Origin of the sequence: Meiothermus cerbereus (assembly GCF_051297115.1) — a bacterium.
Lineage (GTDB): Bacteria > Deinococcota > Deinococci > Deinococcales > Thermaceae > Meiothermus > Meiothermus cerbereus_A.
On the sequence record NZ_JBEVAL010000004.1, the window covers coordinates 25,822 to 44,368 of the forward strand.

Here is an 18,547-nt window from a genome sequence, read left to right on the forward strand (position 1 = left end):
CTCGTACTGCATTCAAGGAACCAGGAGGAAATCAGTGCAAACCACTTCGACCCTTTCGCGCGACCTCGTGCTCGAGGTCTCCCAAAAACTCGCCGAGCCCCAGTGGCTTCAGGCCAAGCGCCTGGAAGCCTGGGAAACCTTTGCTAAGCTGCCCTACCCCACCACCCGCACCGAGGAGTGGAAGTACACCGACATCACCGAGGTGCCCTTCGAGGAACTGCCGCTCGAGCTGCCCAAAGGGAACGCAAGCGAGATTCCCCCAGCGGTCAAAGAGCGCTTGGCCCAGGCCCAGCTCTCGGGCTACGCGGTCTTCGTGGGGGCCGACCTGGTGCACGTCGAACTGCCCGAAGAGCTGAAGGCCCAGGGGGTGATCTTCACCAGCCTGCACCAGGCCATCGCCCACCACCCCAGGCTGGTGCAGGAAAACCTCTTCAAGGCCGTGAACTGGCACGACCTGGTAGGCACCCAGGTAAACCGGCCCGAGAACTCCAAAATTCCTGCCCTCAACGCGGCCCTCTTCACCCACGGGGTGTTTTTGTACATCCCCAAGAACGTGGAGTTTAGCAAGCCCATTGGGGTCTTTAAGTACCTGGAGGGCGGCCACCTCTCCGGCTCGCGCACCCTGATTGTGGGAGACGCAAACAGCCAGGCAGTCTACATCGAGGAGTACATCTCGCCCGCCAAAGTGGCCTCTTCGGTCAACACCTCTTCCACCGAAATCATCGTGGGCAGCGGGGCCAAGGTGCGCCACGCCCACATCCAGCTTTTGGGCCAGGGCTTCTACCACTTCCACCGCCAACGGGCCCACCTGGAGCGGGATGCCGCCCTCAACGACCTGGTGGTGAACATGGGGGCCTCCATCAGCCGGGCCGAGGTGCAGTCGGAGATGCTGGGGCCGGGTTCGTCCTCCGAGATGCTGGGCCTGTACTTCACCACCGGCCAGGAGCACGTGGACCATTACACCCTGCAGCACCACGTGGCCGACCACGCCTACTCCGACGTGCTCTATAAGGGGGCGGCCAAGGACCAGAGCCGCACGGTATATGCGGGCTTAATCAAGGTGGAGCCGGGGGCCCAGAAAACCGACGCCTACCAGACCAACCGCAACCTGCTCCTATCGGAGGATGCCCGCAGCGACAGCGTGCCCCAGCTCGAGATTGGGGCCAACGACGTCAAGTGCTCCCACGGCTCCTCTACCGCGCCGGTGGCCCCGGAGGAGCTCTTCTACCTGATGAGCCGGGGCCTCCCCCGCCACATGGCCCAGCAGATTCTGGTCAAGGGGCACATGACCGATGTGCTTACCCGCATCCCCATCGAGCCCTTGCGCCAGCACATCGAGCGCATCATCGAGGAGAAGGTACGCGTCTAGATGCCCCAGGATGGGGGAAAATCAGTGGTCGGGTAAGACCTTCGATGAGTTTATGTGGATTCCTGTTGCCAAGCTCGAGCAGTTTCAGAATGGCCGTCTGGTGGTCAAGGTCGAGGGCGAGAAAACCCCGGTGCTGCTGCTTTACACCGGCCAGGAGGTTTTTGCCATCTCGGACATCTGCACCCACGACAAGAACCCGCTCTCCGATGGCCCGGTAGAAGGCGATACCATCAAATGCACCCGCCACGGCGCCAAATTCAACCTGCGTACTGGCAAGGCCACCCTGCCCGCGCCGCGTCCGGTCAAGGCGTATAAGGCCCGAATAGAAGACGGGCAGGTCTGGCTGGAAGTATAAAGTTCTAATCGGCGTAGTTCCGCTGGGGCTGCGTTGAGCGGCGCACGATCAGGGTGGGTTCAAAGCGCCGGGCCCTGGGGCTGCCCTTATAGCCCCGGATGCGATCCAGCAACAGGCGGGCGGCCTCGCCCCCCATGTCCTCGATGGGCTGTGAGAGGGTGGAGAGCCCTCTGGCCTCGGTCCAGGGATGACCGTCGAAGCCCAGCAGGCGCACCTGTTCACCCAGCTCGAGGCCCTGTCGCTCAGCCTCTTCAAGAACCCCCAAAGCCAGCAGGTCGGCCCCGGCAAAAATGTTGTAGGGGGGTTTGGACTGCTGCATAAAGTGCTGCAAGGCCAGCCGCCCGCCCTCGGCAGAAAAGCGCGACATAAACACGTGTGAATCGGGCAGCTTCCGGCCGGCCCGCTTTAGCCCATCTCGGAACCCAGCGACCCGCTCCTGCCCTACGGTATTGCGCATGACCTCATCGAGCTCTTCCTGCATCTGAATGGCAAATAGTTCACCAGGAAATTGCGCCAGGTGCTGGGCCGCCATCTGTCCCCCCAGGTAGTTGTCGACGTAAGCCGAGTCGTAGTGAGGGCTGTAGGCATCTACCAGCACCACAGGACGCTCAGTAGGAAACCTCTGGTCGGGCAGCAGGTGGGCCAGGCCCTGCGAGGCTACCAACAACCCATCGGTCTGGTACGCCAGCGAGCGGCTCTCCAGGTAACGCTGCAAGCGTTGGGGCGAGAAGATGGGGAAAAGGGCAATCTCGTAGCGCTCTTCACTCAAAACCTGCTCAATGCCCTCGAGCAGTCGGTTGTAAAACTCGGTGGAGATTACCGGAAGGATGAGAGAAATGGTATAGCTGCGCCCCCCCGCAACCCGCCGCGCGTGGGGGTTGGGGCTATAGCCAAGACTGGCCATTGCCGCCAGCACGCGTTCTCGCGTCGCAGGACGCACCGAAGGGTGGTTGTTGAGTACCCGGCTTACCGTACCGATCCCCACCTTGGCGAGGTAGGCGACTTCGTGGATGGTAGGTTTACGTTTGGCCACGTCAGGTTCCTTTTGTGTATGGAAGCGCTTTCTTTAGTAAGCCAAACACAGTCTACCACACAATCCAAACCAAAAAATTGCTGCGCCCGGGGGTTCACTGCTGCATCCCCTCGGTTGGGTTGCCGCTGCCGAAAAGCACGGTAGCATAAAGGCAGTCTATGGATTTCTTTTGGGTGATGCTGGCCTATCTGGTGGGTTCGCTTAGCTTTGGGCGCATTGTCGGCGCCGTCAGGGGTATCGACCTGGCCGAACGCGACACCCCCGGCGCCAGCGGCACCTGGCGGCAGCTTGGGCCTGCTTGGGGGGTGCTGGTGGCCGTGGCAGACATTGCCAAGGGAAGCCTGGTGGCCTATTTGAGCGGGTTTCTGCAAACCCCCTGGGCTTTGCCGTTAATGGGCGCGGCTGTAGTAGCGGGGCATAACTGGCCTCTGTACTTCGGCTTTCGTGGAGGGGGCGGCATCGCACCCACCCTGGGTTTTTTCGTCTTTTTGTATCCCACCATCACCTTGGTGGCAGTAGCGCTTGGCCTGGCTGTAGCGGGCCTGTACTGGCAACTGTACTGGAAAAGCCACCGGCAAAGCTGGTACCCCCTTCCCGTAGGCGCACTGGTGGGGTATGCCTATGCGCTGATTGCTTTTTGGCCCACTGGAATCGGGTTCTGGGCTTTTCTGCTGGTAAGCGCAACAGTGGCCTTGCGGGGTCTGCGAATGGCCAGAAGTGGCCGCTGATGTGAACCCGCCAAAGCCGCTTTGTCGGCTGAATGGGTGCGCCCATCCAACCCATGTTTGGCAGCAGTAGAAAAGGTTTCTTATGGGCAATTGCGCTGTTCGCTTGAACGGGCCATCGAAAGGTCTCCCTTGCTAAACTGGCTGATGTGCGGATTGTATTTGCCGAGAACCTCGAGTACACCCTGGGGGCCCGCGACCTGCTGGCGGGGGTGAACCTGGAATTGCGCCACGGCGACCGGCTGGCCCTGGTAGGGGCCAACGGCTCGGGTAAAACCACCCTGATGCGCCTGTTGGCAGGGAGCCTCGAGCCCAGCGCAGGCCGCATCCACCGTACCGAGGGGGTGCACCTGGAGCTTTTGCCCCAGGACCCTCAGTACAGCCCTTCCGATACCGTGGAGTCGGTGCTCAAGCGGGGGTTTGCCCGGGTGCAGGCTATGGAAGCCGAGCTGGCCCGGCTCGAGGCCCGCCTGGCCGACCTCGAGGTCTACCACCGCTGGGAAGTGCTGCACGAGCGCTATCAGGCCATCGGGGGCTATCAGCAGCGCGCGCGTTACGAAGCCGTGCTCAAAGGGCTGCGTTTTGTGGGGCGCGAGCAGGAAAAAACCAGCGTACTCTCGGGTGGCGAGGCCCGGCGGCTGGCTCTGGGGGCGTTGCTCTTATCGGGGTCGGACGCGCTGCTGCTGGACGAGCCCACCAACCACCTCGACCTCGAGATGACCGACTGGCTGGTGGACTTTTTGCAGTCGTTTGGGGGGGCCACCGTCACGGTCTCGCACGACCGCCGCTTCCTCGACCAGGTAACCCAGCGGGTGGCCTGGTTGCGCCGGGGCCAGCTCAAGCTTTATGAAGGCAACTACTCGGCCTTTCGCCAGCAGCGGGCCATACAGGAGGAGCAAGAAGCCCGGGCCTATGCCAACTGGCTCAAGGAAAAACAGCGGCGCGAGGGCATCCTCGAGCAAGCCCAGCGCTGGGCCCACAGCAGCGCTAAACATGCCCGGCGTTTGCACAGCCTGGAAACCCGAATGGCGCAGTTCATGCAGGAGGCCGTAGCCGCGCCCGATGCGGACGACCCCACCGTACAGATTCGCTTTCCCCTCGAGCAGCAAGCAACGGCTGAGCGGGTTTTGGAAGGCTGGGAGCTGCAAAAAACCCTTGGGGGGCGCACGCTTTTTTACATTCCCAGCCTGCTGGTGCGAAAAGGGGAGCGCATCGCCCTGATTGGCCCCAACGGGGCCGGCAAGACCACCTTGCTCAGGGTGCTTTTGGGCCTGCTTCCTTCCGACCATCCGGCGGGGCGGGTCAAAACCGGGCCAGGGGTACGGGTGGGCTACTACGACCAGAAGCTCTCTGGCTTCGACCCCCAGCTCACCCTGTTCGAGACCCTTTACCGGATGCTGGGCGAGAAAGCCCATGCCGCTCTGGGGGCCTGGATGTTTCCCTACGAGGCCCAGTTCAAGCAGGTCAAGCAGCTTTCGGGCGGCGAGCGGGCCCGGCTGGCTTTGCTCTCGCTCTCCTTACAGCAGGCCAGCCTGCTGGTCTTGGACGAGCCCACCAACCACCTCGACCTGGAAACCGTGGAGGCCCTCGAGCAGGCCCTTCTGAGCTACACGGGTACCCTGCTCCTGGTCTCCCACGACCTGGCCTTTTTGGATAAGCTAGCCAGCCGAACCTGGCACGTGCACCACGGTCAGTTTGGCGATTACCCCGGCCCCCCCAGCGAGTACCTCGAGCGCCGCAAAGCCGAGGTCGTGCCCAAAAGCCCCGAGCCTCCCGCCGCTCAAACCGTCGGCCAGCCCGCAAGCAAAACCACGGGCAGGGTCAAGGGCCGCTGGCACCTCGAGCGCGAAAAAGAACGCCTGGAAAATCGGATTGCCGAACTCGAGGCCCAGGTGCAGGCCCTCCTGGCCCAGGCCAATGCGCCCAACCTGCACCACCTCGAGTACGCCCAGATTGCCGAAGCGCAGCACCGGCTCGAGGCCGAGCTCGAGCAAGCCTTTGCCCGCTGGGCCGAGGTGACCGAGCAGCTCGAGGGTTAACCCCCCACAAGCAGGGTCCATAGCCGCGCCCAGCGGCACAGAGCGTAATGTCAAATGAAATCTCGCTGGATTGCTCCCTTGATGTAGAGAGCCTGAGCGATCAGGCCCGTTGACGGCAAAACCGCACCGTCAACAGTGTTCCCTTGCAGGCAGGGCGGGCAGTAAGGGACTGCTGCCCTGGGCTTACCTCCGGGATTGTCCTAGCACAATCCGGCAACTTGTATCTTTCCCCTGCTTGGGCCCTGTGCATATAATGCCAACCATTATTCAGGAGAGCGTATGGGCGTGCGGGTCAGGCCACGGCATGACAAACATATGGCTTTATACCGCCATATTGCTGAGGAGTTCCGCACCCGCATTGCCAAGGGCGAACTGCCCCCCGGCACAAGGCTGCCCACGGTACGGGCCCTGGCCCGCGAGGTGGGCACCACCCGCCTCACCATCCACAACGCCTACCGCGAGCTGCAAAGCGATGGGCTTATCGAGTCGGTGGTGGGGCGGGGTACGTTTGTGAGTCTGCAAGCCCGGCCCACCGCCCCACTCAGCTTTGGCGAGCGGCTGGAGCCCGACTCGGTGCTCTCTGACCTGCACCGTCTGCAGCACGCCCGGGTGCTGCACAACCTGGCCCTGGCCACCGCCGACCCGGCTTTGTTTCCTTACCAGGCCTTCTGGGCCTGTCTGGAGGGCCTGAAGCCCTTAGCCCAGGAGGTTTTTGGCTACGGCTCGCTGATGGGCGAGCCCGAGCTCCGGGTGGCCCTGAGCGAACTGTTGGAGCAGCGGGGCATCGGGGCCGACCCCCAGGAGGTGCTGGTTACGGTGGGGGGGTTGCAGGGGCTGGCCCTGGTCTGCCGGGCCCTGGCCGAACCGGGCGAGGAGGTCTTGCTGGAAGAACCCACCTACCTGGGCCTGCTGGGCATTCTCAAGCAGTTTCGCCTCAAGCCCCTGCCGGTGCCGCTCGACCCCCAAGGCCCCCGGCTGGAGGTGCTCGAGGCCCTTTTGAGGCGCCACCGTCCGCGCTTTTACTACACCATTCCCAGCTACCACAACCCCACCGGGCTGCGCTTCCAGGAAGCCCGGCTTCAGGGGCTGCTCGAGCTGGCCCAAACCTACGGCTTTACCCTGGTGGAAGATGACACCCTGGGCCTTCTGTCCTACGAAAAAACCCCCCCTACCCCCCTGCTGGCCCTGGCCCAGCGCATGGGTCTGGAGGCCCAGGTGGTGCACCTGGCCAGCCTCTCCAAAGTGCTGATGCCCGGCCTGCGCATTGGCTACCTGGTCGCCCCGCCGGCCCTGCTCGAGCGCTTCATCTCCTTACACAACGTCTCCGACATCACCGGCCCCCCGCCCCTCTTGCAGCGGGCCACGGCCCAGTTTGTTCGTCTGGGAGGGCTTAAGCAGCACCTGAGGCAGGTACTGCCTATCTACCAGAAGCGCCGGGATGTGCTGCTACATACCCTGGAGCGCCATATGCCGCCAGGGGTGTCCTGGAGCCGCCCAGAGGGAGGGTTCTCCTGCTGGGTGAGCCTGCCTCGGCTTTTTTCCAACCTCGAGCTCCACCACCAGGCCCTGGCCCAGGGGGTGGCCATCACCCCCGGCGAGGCCTTTTTGGTACAGGCCGACCAGACCATGCACTTTCGCCTGTGCTTCGGAGCCCAGACCGCAGAAGGTCTGGAGGAGGGGGTGAAAGAACTGGCCAAACTCATCGGTGCACGGGTTTTACACGAGCAGGCTTGAAGCGAACTGGCGGGAGGTGGTTCAGCTATGGAAAACAAACCCAAAGAGGTGCGCGGAGCGCACTATATAGACGTAGACAACACCTATCTGGAGAAACGGCGCTTGCGCAAAAGCGCAGGCTGGGTGCTCTTGTGGGGCCTGGGGGTGGGGGCGGTCATCTCGGGCGACTTCTTCGGCTGGAACTTCGGGCTGGCCGCAGGGGGTTTTGGCGGGCTGCTGCTGGCCACGCTGGTGGTGGCGGTGCTGTACGTGACCATGGTGCTCTCCATTGCCGAGCTCTCCACCGCACTACCCCACGCAGGGGGCTTTTACTCCTTTACCCGCAGCGCCTTTGGCCCCAACTGGGCCTTTTTGAACGGGGTCACCGACCTGATCGAGTACGTGATTACCCCGGCGGTGATTGTGGTGGGCATTGCCGGTTACATGAACGCGCTCATCCCCGGCGTACCGGCCTGGATCTGGTGGGCCACCTTCTACGCCCTCTTTGTGGGCATCAACATCCGGGGCACCGCCCTGACGCTGCGGGTCTCGCTCATCGTAACCCTGCTGGCGCTGGGGGTGCTGGTCTTCTTCTACGTTGCGGCGGGCTTCTCCGGCGCGTTTAGCTGGGACAAAGTTTTCAACATCGCGCCGCAAGAGGGGGGCTCGAGCTTCCTCCCCTTTGGCTGGTATGGGGTTTTTGCCGCGCTGCCCTTTGCCATCTGGTTCTATCTGGCCATCGAGCAGCTTCCCCTGGCCGCCGAGGAGTCGCACGATGTGGTACGGGATATGCCTCGAGCCCTCATCCTGGGCATCCTCACCCTTTTGGTGCTTTCGGTCCTGACCCTCATCCTCAACACCGGGGTGGCCGGGGCCAAGGAGGTGGGCGAGTCGGATGCTCCTTTGGAACTGGGCTTCAAGGCGGTCTTTGGGGATGCTGCCACCAGCACCTTCCTGACCCTGATTGCCATTACCGGCCTGGTGGCCAGCTTCCACGCCATTATCTACGCCTACGGGCGGCTGATCTTCGCCCTCTCGCGGGCCGGTTACCTGCCCACCGGGCTTTCCATTGTGAGCCGCTACCACACCCCGCACTTTGCCCTGGTGCTGGGGGCGGTGGTGGGCTTTTTGATGTGCGTGCTAATCAGCACCTTCTCGGACAGCGTGGGGGCCGCCCTGCTCAATATGGCCGTTTTTGGTGCGGTCATCTCCTACGCCATGGTGATGTTCGCCTACATCCGCCTGGCCCGCACCCGCCCCGACCTGCCCCGGCCCTACAAAAGCCCGCTGGGCGTGCCGGGGGCCTGGGTGGGGGCCATTCTGTCCCTGGTCTGCCTGGGTGCCACCTTTGCGGTGGAAAGCTACCGGCCTGGGGTGGTGGGCACGGCGGTCTTTGTGGTGCTGATGATGGCCTACTACTGGTTCTACAGCCGCTTCCGCCTGGTGGCCCAGGCCCCCGAGGAAGAGGCCGCCCTCATCGCCGAGGCCCAACGGGAGATTCGCTAGGGCCCCAAACCCCGGAGGTTCTATGAGGGAAAACGCCGCAGGAAATCTCAGTTGGCTGGCCCACAAGGTCAACTCCGGCGAGATTGACACAGTGCTGGTGGGCTTCCCCGACCACTACGGGCGGCTCATGGGCAAGCGCTTCGAGGCCGAGTACTTTCTGGAAGAGGTGGCCCAGCACGGCACCCACGGCTGCGACTATCTGCTCACCACCGACATGGAGATGGAGCCGGTGCAGGGCTACCGCTTTGCCAACTGGGAGCTGGGCTATGGCGACTTTCACCTGGTGCCCGACCTGGCTACCCTGCGGCCCGCTAGCTGGCTGGAGAAAAGCGCCTTGGTGCTGTGCGACCTCGAGGACGAGCGCACCCACCGCCTGATTGAAGTAGCCCCCCGCACCCTGCTCAAACGGCAGCTCGAGCGGGCCAGGGCCCTGGGCTACACCGTGATGGCGGCCTCCGAGCTGGAGTACTACCTCTACCGGGTCTCCTACCGCCAGGCCCAGCAGCAGGGGTACGCGGGGCTCGAGCCTGCCGGGTACTACCTGGAGGACTATCATCTGCTGCAGGGCACTCGCGAGGAGCCCTTTACCCGCACGGTGCGGCAACACCTGAAGGCCTCGGGTATCCCGGTCGAGAACTCCAAGGGGGAGTGGGGGCTGGGCCAGCACGAGGTGAATGTGCGCTACGCCGAGGCCCTGGAGATGGCCGACCGGCACGCCATCTTCAAGCAGTGCCTGAAAGAGGTGGCCGATTCCATGGGCCTCTCGGTAACCTTTATGGCCAAACCCCACCACGGCCAGGCCGGCTCCTCCTGCCATATCCATCTCTCGCTGTGGAAGGACGGCCAGAACGCCTTTGCGGGCGAGGAAGAGTACGGGCCGGTGCGGGGCTCGAGGGTCTTCGGGCAGTTTCTGGCAGGCTGGATAGCGCATACCCCCGACTTCATGCCCTTCTACGCCCCCACCGTCAACAGCTACAAGCGCTACGAGGACGGCTCCTGGGCCCCCACCCGGCTGGCCTGGAGCTACGACAACCGCACCGCCGGGTTCCGTGTGGTGGGGCGGGGGGCCTCGCTGCGCATCGAGTGCCGGATTGGGGGGGCCGACCTGAACCCCTACCTGGCCCTCACCGCCGCGCTGGCCTCGGGGCTCGACGGCCTGGAGCAGGGCCTCACCCCACCGGCCATCTTCCAGGGCGACATCTACCAGGCCCGCCACCTGCCGCGCGTACCCTACACCCTGGGTGAGGCCGCAGAGCAGTTTGCCGCCAGCGCTTTTGCCAAAGCCACCCTGGGGGAGGCCGCCCACGAGCACTACACCCACTTCTTCCGAAGTGAGTGGCAGGCCTATAACCGGGCCGTAACCGACTGGGAACGCAAGCGGTACTACGAGCGGATTTGAGGGAGGTCTTGCATGCAACTAGCCGACAAAGTAGCCCTGATTACTGGCGCTGCCAGCGGAATTGGCCGTGAGGCCGCGTTGCTCTTCGCCCGCGAAGGGGCCCAGGTAGTCGCGGTGGATCTCTCGGAAAAAGGCCAGGAAACCGTGGAGGCCATCCAAAGCGCAGGGGGCCAGGCCCACTTCGTGCAGGCCGACGTTTCGAAGGCCCAGGACGCCCTGCGGATGATATCCGAGGCCGAGCGGGTCTTCGGGCGGCTACAGATCCTCTTCAACAACGCGGGCATCTCCCACGCCGAAGACGACGACGCCATCCACACCAGCGAGGCGGTCTGGGATCTGACCTTCGCGGTAAACGTAAAAGGGGTCTTTCTGGGCTGTAAGTACGGCATCCCGGCTTTGCGCCGGGCCGGGGGCGGCAGCATCATCAACACCGCTTCCTTTGTGGCCTTTATGGGGGCCGCCACCCCCCAGCTGGCCTACACCGCCAGCAAGGGGGCGGTGCTCTCCATGACCCGCGAGCTGGCGGTGATCCACGCCCGCCAGGGCATCCGGGTCAATGCGCTCTGCCCAGGGCCCTTGCAGACCGAGTTACTGATGAAATATCTGGACACCCCCGAAAAACGCCAGCGCCGGCTGGTGCACATCCCCATGGGCCGCTTCGGCCAGGCCGCCGAGATTGCCCAGGCCGCTTTGTACCTGGCCAGCCCGGCCTCTTCCTTCATGACCGGAGCGGCCTTGCTGGTAGACGGGGGCATCACCGCGGCCTACGTCACCCCGGAGTGAGGCTATGCAAATCCAGCGAACCGTCAGCCCCGTAGATGGGCGCATCTATGTGGAACGAACCCTGGCCGGGCCAGCGGCGCTCGAGCAAACCCTGGCCCAGGCCGCCAAGGCCCAGAAAGCCTGGGCCCAGACCCCCTTGCACGAGCGGCTGGCCATCGTAGAGCGCATGGTCGAGGTCATGCTGGGGGCCGTGGAGGCAGTGGCCGAGGAACTCACCTGGCAGATGGGCCGGCCCATCCGCTACAGCCCCAAGGAGATCCAGGGGGGCTTTGCCGAGCGGGCCCGCTATATGGCCCGTATCGCCCCCACGGCCCTACAGGACCTCCCCGCCGAAGCCCTGCCGGGCTTCACCCGCTTTATACGCCGTGAGCCCTTGGGGGTGGTGCTGGTGCTGGCCCCCTGGAACTACCCCTACCTGACCTCGGTTAACACCATTGTGCCAGCTATCCTGGCCGGGAACGCGGTGGTGCTGAAGCACTCCGCCCAGACCCCCCTGGTGGCCGAGCGCTACGCCTGGGCCTTCCAGGAGGCCGGGCTGCCCGAGGGGGTATTTCAGTACCTGCACATGGACCACGGCCTCACCGCCCAGGCCATCGCCGACCCCCGGGTGGCCTTTGTGGCCTTTACCGGCTCGGTGGCCGGGGGGCGGGCGGTAGAAAGGGCGGCAGCCGGGCACTTCAAAGGGGTGGCCCTCGAGCTCGGCGGCAAAGACCCGGCCTATGTGCGGCCCGACGCCGACCTCGAGTACAGCGTGGTCAACCTGGTGGACGGGGCCATGTTCAACTCGGGCCAGTCCTGCTGCGGGGTGGAGCGCATCTATGTGCACGAATCCCTCTACCAGCCCTTTGTGGAGGCTTTTGTGGCCGAGACCCTAAAGCTCAGGCTGGGCAACCCCTTAGACCCCGAGACCACCCTGGGCCCCATGGTGCGCACCGAGGCCGCCGAGTTCGTGCGGGGCCAGATTGCCGAGGCCATCGCCCAGGGTGCCAAAGCCCTGATTGACCCCAAAGCCTTCCCCGCCGACGCGCCCGGCACCCCCTACCTGGCCCCCCAGGTGCTGGTGAACGTGAACCACCAGATGCGGGTGATGGTGGAGGAGAGCTTTGGCCCGGTGGTGGGCATTATGCCGGTCAAAAGCGACGAGGAGGCCCTCGTGCTCATGAACGACTCCCCCTACGGCCTCACCGCCTCCATCTGGAGCAAAGACGAAGGGGCCGCACTCCAGCTTGGGACGGGCCTCGAGACCGGCACGGTCTTCCTCAACCGCTGCGACTACCTCGACCCGGCCCTGGCCTGGACCGGGGTCAAGGCGTCGGGGCGGGGCTGCTCGCTCTCGCTCTTGGGCTACGAGCAGCTCACCCGGCCCAAGTCGTATCATCTGCGTAAGGTATGAGGCTGGCGGTACTGGTCTGCGACCAACCCCCGGCAGGTCTGGAGGGGATCGCCGGCGATTACCCCGCCATGTTCGAGCGGCTGCTGGGCCAGGCCCTCACCCCTTTCGATGTGCGGGCAGGGCAGTATCCGGCCCGGGTAGAGGACTTCCAGGGCTACCTGATTACCGGCTCGCGGGCCTCGGTCTACGACCCTTTGCCCTGGATTCCCCCCTTAGAGGATTTTGTGCGGGCGGTAGCGGCTTCCTCCAGCAAGCTGGTGGGGGTTTGCTTCGGCCACCAGATGATCGGGCAGGCCCTGGGGGGGCGGGTGGAGCGCTGGCCTCTGGGCTGGGGGGTGGGGGTGCACCACTTCTCGCTCTACCGGCAGGCCCCCTGGATGGAGCCCCCCCTGCAGGAATTGCAGCTCATCCTCTCCTGCCAGGACCAGATCACCCGGCTGCCCCCTGGGGCAGTCGTACTTGGCGGCAGCGCCTTTAGCCCCCATGCCCTGATCCAGGTGGGGGCCAACGTGCTGGGCCTGCAGCCCCACCCCGAGTTCCCCAAAGCCTTCGCCCAAGCCCTGCTGGAAGAGCGGCGTCTTTTGGTGGGGCCGGAACGCTATGCCAAGGCCAAAGCCAGCTTTGCCCTGGAGCAAAGCGCAAAGGAGGTGGCGAGCTGGATTCGGAATTTTCTCGCTACCGGGCCTTCTTAAAGCAGTACCCCCCCTTCGACGAGCTTAGCGAGGCCGACTGGGCAGGGCTCGAGGGGGCCCTGGTCGTCTGCCACTTTGCCCCGGGGGCGGTGATACTCGAGCCCAGCCAGAGCGAGGCCGAAGGCCTGTATGTGGTCTACCAGGGTGCGGTGCGGCTGGAACAGGACGGACAGGCCGTGGCCTGGCTCGAGCCCGGCGAAGCCTTTGGCTACCCTTCCCTGCTGGGACAGCAGCCCCCCAGCCTTACCGTGCGGGCCGAGGGCGAGACGGCCTGTTTGCGCCTAAGCAAGGAGGCCTTCCGTGGCCTGCTGCAAAAACCCAGCTTCGCCCTTTTCTTTAGCGCCCGGCTGGCCGAGCGGCTGCGGCTGTTGCAGCCTATGGCCCTGAACCTGCCCGACCTGGGGCAGCCCGCAGGCGAGGCGGCCGAGGCCGGGGTCTGGCTCGAGCCCGGCGCCAGCGTGGCCCAGGCCGCCCGGCTCATGCGCGAGCGGGGGGTGAGCGCTTTGTTGATCCCCCAACCCAGGGGGCTGGCCATCCTTACCGACCGCGACCTGCGCAACCGCGTGCTGGCCGAAGAGCTGCCCTACCACACGCCTGCTTCCACCGTAGCCAGTAGCCCAGCCCGTACCCTGCCCGCCAGCACCCCCCTCCACGAAGCCCTGCTCTTCATGGAGCAGCAGGGCATCCACCACCTGCCCCTCACCCAGCAAAGCCAGGTGGTGGGCCTCCTGACCGACCGGGCCTTCCTGCGGCGCTGGCTGCAGACCCCCCTGGCCCTGCTCAAGCGGCTTGCCAAGGAAGAGCACCCTGGCGTACTGCAGGATTACCGCCAGCAGCTCGAGGCCATCGTGCGGCAGATGTTCGCGGCGGGCTTCGCGGTGCAGGCCATCACCCGCCAGGTAAGCCTTTTGAACGACGCCCTGACCCGCGCGCTTCTAAGGCGCGCCGAGCAAAACCTGGGCCCCCCGCCCTGCCCCTACGCCTGGCTGGTTCTGGGCTCCGAAGGCCGCACCGAGCAGGCTTTGCTCACCGACCAGGACAACGCCCTGGCCTACGCCGAAAAAACCGCCAAAGCCTATTTTCAGGCCCTGGCCCAGCAGGTGCTGGAAGGGCTTTTGCAGGCGGGGTTTCCTCCCTGCCCCGGGGGCTTCATGGCCGACCGCTGGTGTTTTCCCCTGGCCGAATGGGAGGCCCGTTTCGAGCAGTGGCTGGCCGTCCCCGAGGGCGAGGGCCTGCTGGAAGCCCAGATATTCCTCGACTTTCGCAGCATTGCCGGAGGGCTTTCCCTCGAGCCCCTGCAGCGCCGCCTGCGCCAGGCCTCTAAAAACCGGCCTTTCCTCACCGCGCTGGCCCGCTCGGCCCTGGTCTTTACGCCCCCCCTGGGCCTTTTGGGCCGCATCCGCTTCGAGGAGGGCACGGTCAACCTCAAGAAAGGGGGCCTGGCGGCCATCGTGGGGCTGGCGCGGGTGTATGGCCTCGAGGCCCAGAGTCTGGCCCGCCCCACCCTCGAGCGCTTGCGGGCCGCCGCCCTGGCCCGTGTGCTTCCCCAGGAGGAGGCCGAAGACCTGAGCGAAGCCTTTTTGTTTTTGTCCCACCTGCGCCTGCGCCACCAGCTCCTGGCCCTGGCCCAGGGCCAGCCCCCCACCAACCGGGTGGCCCAGGCTGCCCTCAGCCCCCGCGAGCTACAGGTGCTGCGCCAGGTCTTTTTGCGGGTGCGCCAGGCCCAGCAGACCCTGGCCGCGCGGTTCAGGCTGCAGGTGCTCTAGGCTGAACCCGGCCATAAAAAACCGATAGCGGTTGCCCGCTACCGGCCCAATGCTTACTGGACAGCTTCACAAGAAATCCGCTTGATCTGTTCTGATTTTTGGGGCCCCTGCCCGAAGCGCTGCAACTCGAAGCGGTCGTAACAGATGAGCTGTTGCGAGACTTGGCAGAACGCTTCGGGTGGGGTTCATATCAATGGAACTGGGCTTCCTCGGTCGAACCCGCCAGGGCCGCGGTGGAGGCCTGTCCGGCGGTGATGGCCATCAGCACCTCGTCGAAGTAGCCCGCGCCCACCTCACGCTGGTGTTTGACCGCGGTAAAGCCCTCTTTCTCGGCGGCGAACTCGAGCTGCTGCAACTCCACGAAGGCGCTCATGCCGCGCTCCTTGTAGCCTTTGGCCAGCTCGAAGGTGCGGTAGTTGAGGTTGTGCCAGCCGGCCAGGGTGATGAACTGGAACTTGTAGCCCATGGCCCCCAGCTCCCGCTGGAACTTGGCGATGGTCTCGTCGTCGAGGTTTTTCTTCCAGTTGAAGCTGGGCGAGCAGTTGTAGGCCAGCATCTTGCCCGGATACTCGGCATGCACCGCCTCGGCGAACTTGCGGGCCACCTCCAGGTCGGGGGTGCTGGTCTCCATCCACAAAAGGTCTGAGTAGGGGGCATAAGCCAGGGCGCGGGTAATGCAGGCCTCGAGGCCGTTCTTAATCCGGTAGAAGCCCTCGGGGGTGCGCTCGCCTTCCTTCACAAAGGGCTTGTCGCGCTCGTCAATGTCGCTGGTGATTAGGGTGGCGGCTTCGGCATCGGTACGGCAGATGATGATGCTGGGAACCCCCATCACATCGGCCGCCAGACGGGCCGCATTCAGGGTGCGGATGTGCTGCTGGGTGGGAATCAAGACCTTTCCGCCCAGGTGCCCACACTTCTTCTCGCTGGAAAGCTGGTCTTCCCAGTGCACCCCGGCCGCACCCGCCTCGATCATGCTTTTCATGAGCTCGAAGGCGTTCAGGGGGCCGCCAAAACCAGCCTCGGCGTCGGCCACGATGGGAGCGTACCAGTAGCGGTCGGTTTTGCCCTCGCTGCGCTCGATCTGGTCAGCCCGCTGCAGGGCATTGTTGATGCGGCGCACCACCTGCGGCACCGAGTTGGCCGGGTAGAGCGACTGGTCGGGGTAGGTTTGCCAGGCCAGGTTGGCATCGGCGGCCACCTGCCAGCCCGAAAGGTAGATGGCCTCGAGGCCGGCCTTGACCATCTGCACCGCCTGGGCTCCGGTGTAGGCCCCAAAGGTGTTCACGTAGGGGCGGGTGTGCAAGAGCTCCCACAGCCGAAGGGCCCCCACCCTGGCTAAGGTCTGCTCGGGCAGAAGGCTGGGGCGCAGGCGCACCACATCTTCGGCGGTATAATCGCGCTGAATGCCTTTCCAGCGGGGGTTGGTCTCCCACTCGCGGCGAAGTTTTTCGGCTTCCAGTTTCATTTCGGGGGACAGTTTGGACATCGCAATTCCTCCTGCTTTGAGTATGGCTTGGGTAGCAGGAATCTGAAGGGTGTATATCAAGCAGAACGACACCTACAAAAATGTGTACAACTTATTTGAGTACACGCCAAATAGATTACACAAAAGTGTAGCTAGTTCGTCAGGCCGCAAACCGGGTTTACCAGTCCGGCGCTGCGATAACCAGCGGCTTATATCTGGTGCAGATTTTTGACCTGGGGCTGGTAGGATGAAGGACATGGACTGGGCGGTTCCACAAACACTGCGCTACAGCCTGCGGTACGCTGGACACGCAGCAGGCGAGCAGCGTCTGACCCTCGAGCCCCGCCGGGATGGCCTGCGGGTGGTGCTCGAGGCCAACGTAGAGCTACCGCTGCCCAAAACCCGCCAACGCTGGGAGAGCGAACTGAACCGTGAAGGGCTGCCCCGCCGCTACCGCGAGCGGGTGGAAGGCAATGGGGCCCGGGTTATGGAGGTGGAGTTCTCCCGCGAGGAGGGTCTGGTCACAGTCAGTCAGGGCAAGGACGACTTCGCCATGCCCTATCTGGCCGAGATGCACGACCCCCTCTCGCTGATATTGGCCGTAGGAGCGCTCAACATCGAGGTGGGCCAGGTAAAAAAGTTTGCCCTGGTGGGGGGGCGGGCCTATGCCGAACGCCTGCCCGACCAAACCATCGAGGTGGGTGTAGAGGGCCAGAAGAAAGCGCAAAGCGTGCGGGTCTACCGTTTGCGCCCAGGCCTTAGCCTGCTTTATTTTGATCAGCAGGGCTATCCCGTGCGCCTCACACAAAAGGTGGGCGAACACGTTTTTGAGGCCGATCTGGTTCAGGTGCAGCGCCTCGAGGCCGGTCAGCGCTTACAACCACTGGAGCGCAGCCAGGAGGCCGCCCCGCGCAACTCGAGCCGCCCTCGAGTGGTCTCTGGAGAGCCCCCCAAGGCCAGGGTGGTGTCCGGCGAACCCCCCAAAGAGCAAAATGGAGCCTCGAGGCGGCGACGGCGGCGCAGGCGGTATAGCTAAAGCCAGGCAAGCGGTGATGAGCAATGATCAAAACCCCTGAGGAAATCCGCGGGCATTTCAAGAACCGCCGCATGACGGTGGAGTACGGCGATGCGCTAGAAACCGTGCGGTTGATTTTGCATCAGGTCGAGCACGAGGGCGATGCAGCCCTGCAGCGCATCAGCCTGGAGATCGACGGGCAGCCAGTGGAGGAAATTCCCAAGCGGGCCTGGCGCGAAGCCTACGAAAACCTGGATGCTGATTTGCGCGACGCCCTCGAGACCGCCAAAGAGCGCATCGAGGCCTTCTACCGACGGGAGCCTGTGGGCGGGTTCCTGGAAGCCGGAGCCGACGGGGTGCTGGGCCAGCTGGTGCGCCCGCTGGATCGGGTAGGGGTGTATGTGCCGGGGGGGTCGGCACCGCTGCTTTCCACCGTTTTGATGACTGCGGTTCCCGCCAAGGTTGCAGGCGTGGGCGAGATTGTGCTGGCCTCCCCTCCTCGGGTACATCCAGGCATTCTGGCCGCGGCCTGGGTGGCCGGTGCCGACCGCCTGTTTGCCATGGGCGGGGCCCAGGCCATTGCCGCGCTGGCCTATGGCACCGAAACGGTACCCCGGGTGGACAAGATCATGGGCCCTGGCAACCGCTACGTGGTGCTGGCCAAGCGCGAGGTATATGGCGCTGTGGGCATGGAGGGCCTACCGGGGCCCACCGAAACCCTAATCATCGCCGATGCCTCCGCCGACCCCAAGCTACTGGCCGCCGACCTGCTGGCCCAGGCCGAACACGGCCCCGACTCCGAAGCCTGGCTGCTCTCGTCGTACCGGGAGCTGCTGGAACGCGTGGAGGAGGAGCTCCAGCGCCAGCTGGCCGACCTGCCCAGGGCCAGCATCGCCCGCCAGGCCCTAAAGCGAAGTGGGCTGGTACAGGTAGAAAACCTGGAGCAGGCCCTCGAGCTGGCCAACCTATACGCCCCCGAGCACCTTTGCCTCTCGCTGCACGACCCCCTGGCCGTACTGGGGCAGGTACGCAACGCCGGAGGGGTTTTTCTGGGCGAGCATTCCTGCGAGGCCCTGGGCGACTACATCGCGGGCCCCAGCCACGTGATGCCCACAAGCGGCACAGCCCGCTTTGGGGGCGGGCTATCCCTGCGGGATTTCCTCAAGGTGATCCCGGTGGTGGGCCTCAACCAGGAAGCGGCCCGTCGTCTTGCCACGCTCGGGGCACGCATGGCCCGCGAGGAGGGACTGGAGGCCCACGCCAGGGCCCTGGATCGCAGAAGCAAAGGGTAGCT

Annotated in this window: 15 protein-coding genes; 13 read left to right on the top strand and 2 right to left on the bottom strand. The window is 64.5% G+C overall.

All coding sequences use genetic code 11. The annotated features are described in order from the left end of the window. Window positions 1-34 precede the first annotated feature (34 nt). Together sufD and ABWU19_RS01610 are read left to right on the top strand one after the other, a co-directional pair. The gene (sufD, locus tag ABWU19_RS01605) at window positions 35-1,369 is read left to right on the top strand and encodes a Fe-S cluster assembly protein SufD (RefSeq protein WP_435900021.1); all 1,335 of its coding nucleotides are present in this window, start codon (window positions 35-37) and stop codon (window positions 1,367-1,369) included. Window positions 1,370-1,421: 52 nt separating this feature from the next. Beyond that, window positions 1,422-1,724, top strand: a complete 303-nt coding sequence (locus ABWU19_RS01610; protein ID WP_435900022.1) for a Rieske (2Fe-2S) protein — start codon at window positions 1,422-1,424, stop codon at window positions 1,722-1,724. 4 nt (window positions 1,725-1,728) lie between these two features. Here ABWU19_RS01610 and ABWU19_RS01615 read toward each other — a convergent pair whose 3' ends face one another. Next, window positions 1,729-2,757: a LacI family DNA-binding transcriptional regulator gene (locus ABWU19_RS01615; RefSeq protein ID WP_435900023.1), complete on the bottom strand. Its 1,029-nt coding sequence runs from the start codon at window positions 2,755-2,757 to the stop codon at window positions 1,729-1,731. Between the two features lie 158 nt (window positions 2,758-2,915). On the opposite strand from ABWU19_RS01615, the gene ABWU19_RS01620 reads away from it, so the two are divergent. The 9 genes from ABWU19_RS01620 to ABWU19_RS01660 all read left to right on the top strand — a co-directional run bounded on the left by ABWU19_RS01620 (window position 2,916) and on the right by ABWU19_RS01660 (window position 14,773). Beyond that, entirely contained in the window at window positions 2,916-3,485 is a 570-nt protein-coding gene (locus ABWU19_RS01620) for a glycerol-3-phosphate acyltransferase (protein ID WP_435900024.1), read from the top strand. 146 nt (window positions 3,486-3,631) lie between these two features. Continuing rightward, a complete protein-coding gene (gene abc-f / locus ABWU19_RS01625; RefSeq protein WP_435900025.1) occupies window positions 3,632-5,521 on the top strand; it encodes a ribosomal protection-like ABC-F family protein in 1,890 nt (629 codons plus the stop codon). A gap of 315 nt (window positions 5,522-5,836) precedes the next feature. Continuing rightward, window positions 5,837-7,255: a PLP-dependent aminotransferase family protein gene (locus ABWU19_RS01630; RefSeq protein WP_435900026.1), complete on the top strand. Its 1,419-nt coding sequence runs from the start codon at window positions 5,837-5,839 to the stop codon at window positions 7,253-7,255. A gap of 27 nt (window positions 7,256-7,282) precedes the next feature. Next, entirely contained in the window at window positions 7,283-8,740 is a 1,458-nt protein-coding gene (eat, locus tag ABWU19_RS01635) for an ethanolamine permease (RefSeq protein WP_435900027.1), read from the top strand. 22 nt (window positions 8,741-8,762) lie between these two features. Next, window positions 8,763-10,139: a glutamine synthetase family protein gene (locus ABWU19_RS01640; protein WP_435900028.1), complete on the top strand. Its 1,377-nt coding sequence runs from the start codon at window positions 8,763-8,765 to the stop codon at window positions 10,137-10,139. Window positions 10,140-10,151: 12 nt separating this feature from the next. Then, window positions 10,152-10,922 (top strand): glucose 1-dehydrogenase, encoded by a 771-nt coding sequence (locus tag ABWU19_RS01645; protein ID WP_435900029.1) that lies wholly within the window; start codon window positions 10,152-10,154, stop codon window positions 10,920-10,922. 4 nt (window positions 10,923-10,926) lie between these two features. After that, window positions 10,927-12,315 carry an aldehyde dehydrogenase family protein gene (locus ABWU19_RS01650; RefSeq protein ID WP_435900030.1) on the top strand — a complete coding sequence of 463 codons (1,389 nt, stop codon included), beginning with the start codon at window positions 10,927-10,929 and terminating at the stop codon, window positions 12,313-12,315. Beyond that, window positions 12,312-13,007 (top strand): glutamine amidotransferase-related protein, encoded by a 696-nt coding sequence (locus ABWU19_RS01655; protein ID WP_435900031.1) that lies wholly within the window; start codon window positions 12,312-12,314, stop codon window positions 13,005-13,007. Before ABWU19_RS01650 ends, ABWU19_RS01655 begins: the two co-directional genes overlap by 4 nt. A gap of 59 nt (window positions 13,008-13,066) precedes the next feature. Continuing rightward, a complete protein-coding gene (locus ABWU19_RS01660) occupies window positions 13,067-14,773 on the top strand; it encodes a DUF294 nucleotidyltransferase-like domain-containing protein (protein WP_435900063.1) in 1,707 nt (568 codons plus the stop codon). 190 nt (window positions 14,774-14,963) lie between these two features. On the opposite strand, the gene aceA is transcribed toward ABWU19_RS01660, so the two are convergent. After that, entirely contained in the window at window positions 14,964-16,259 is a 1,296-nt protein-coding gene (gene aceA / locus ABWU19_RS01665; protein WP_435900032.1) for an isocitrate lyase, read from the bottom strand. A 235-nt stretch (window positions 16,260-16,494) separates the two neighbouring features. On the opposite strand from aceA, the gene ABWU19_RS01670 reads away from it, so the two are divergent. Next, complete coding sequence (locus tag ABWU19_RS01670; protein WP_435900033.1) at window positions 16,495-17,274, top strand: DUF3108 domain-containing protein; 780 nt, start codon at window positions 16,495-16,497, stop codon at window positions 17,272-17,274. Window positions 17,275-17,297: 23 nt separating this feature from the next. Next, window positions 17,298-18,545: a histidinol dehydrogenase gene (gene hisD, locus ABWU19_RS01675; protein WP_435900034.1), complete on the top strand. Its 1,248-nt coding sequence runs from the start codon at window positions 17,298-17,300 to the stop codon at window positions 18,543-18,545. The last annotated feature ends 2 nt before the right edge of the window (window positions 18,546-18,547 follow it).

Excerpts from the sequence above, each read along its gene's own strand:
- ABWU19_RS01610 (WP_435900022.1), top strand. The coding sequence starts at position 1,422 with ATGTGGATTCCTGTTGCCAAGCTCGAGCAGTTTCAGAATGGCCGTCTG.
- ABWU19_RS01620 (WP_435900024.1), top strand. The coding sequence starts at position 2,916 with ATGGATTTCTTTTGGGTGATGCTGGCCTATCTGGTGGGTTCGCTTAGC.
- ABWU19_RS01630 (WP_435900026.1), top strand. The coding sequence starts at position 5,837 with ATGGCTTTATACCGCCATATTGCTGAGGAGTTCCGCACCCGCATTGCC.
- eat (WP_435900027.1), top strand. The coding sequence starts at position 7,283 with ATGGAAAACAAACCCAAAGAGGTGCGCGGAGCGCACTATATAGACGTA.
- ABWU19_RS01640 (WP_435900028.1), top strand. The coding sequence starts at position 8,763 with ATGAGGGAAAACGCCGCAGGAAATCTCAGTTGGCTGGCCCACAAGGTC.
- ABWU19_RS01645 (WP_435900029.1), top strand. The coding sequence starts at position 10,152 with ATGCAACTAGCCGACAAAGTAGCCCTGATTACTGGCGCTGCCAGCGGA.
- ABWU19_RS01650 (WP_435900030.1), top strand. The coding sequence starts at position 10,927 with ATGCAAATCCAGCGAACCGTCAGCCCCGTAGATGGGCGCATCTATGTG.
- ABWU19_RS01655 (WP_435900031.1), top strand. The coding sequence starts at position 12,312 with ATGAGGCTGGCGGTACTGGTCTGCGACCAACCCCCGGCAGGTCTGGAG.
- aceA (WP_435900032.1), bottom strand. The coding sequence starts at position 16,259 with ATGTCCAAACTGTCCCCCGAAATGAAACTGGAAGCCGAAAAACTTCGC.
- ABWU19_RS01670 (WP_435900033.1), top strand. The coding sequence starts at position 16,495 with ATGGACTGGGCGGTTCCACAAACACTGCGCTACAGCCTGCGGTACGCT.
- hisD (WP_435900034.1), top strand. The coding sequence starts at position 17,298 with ATGATCAAAACCCCTGAGGAAATCCGCGGGCATTTCAAGAACCGCCGC.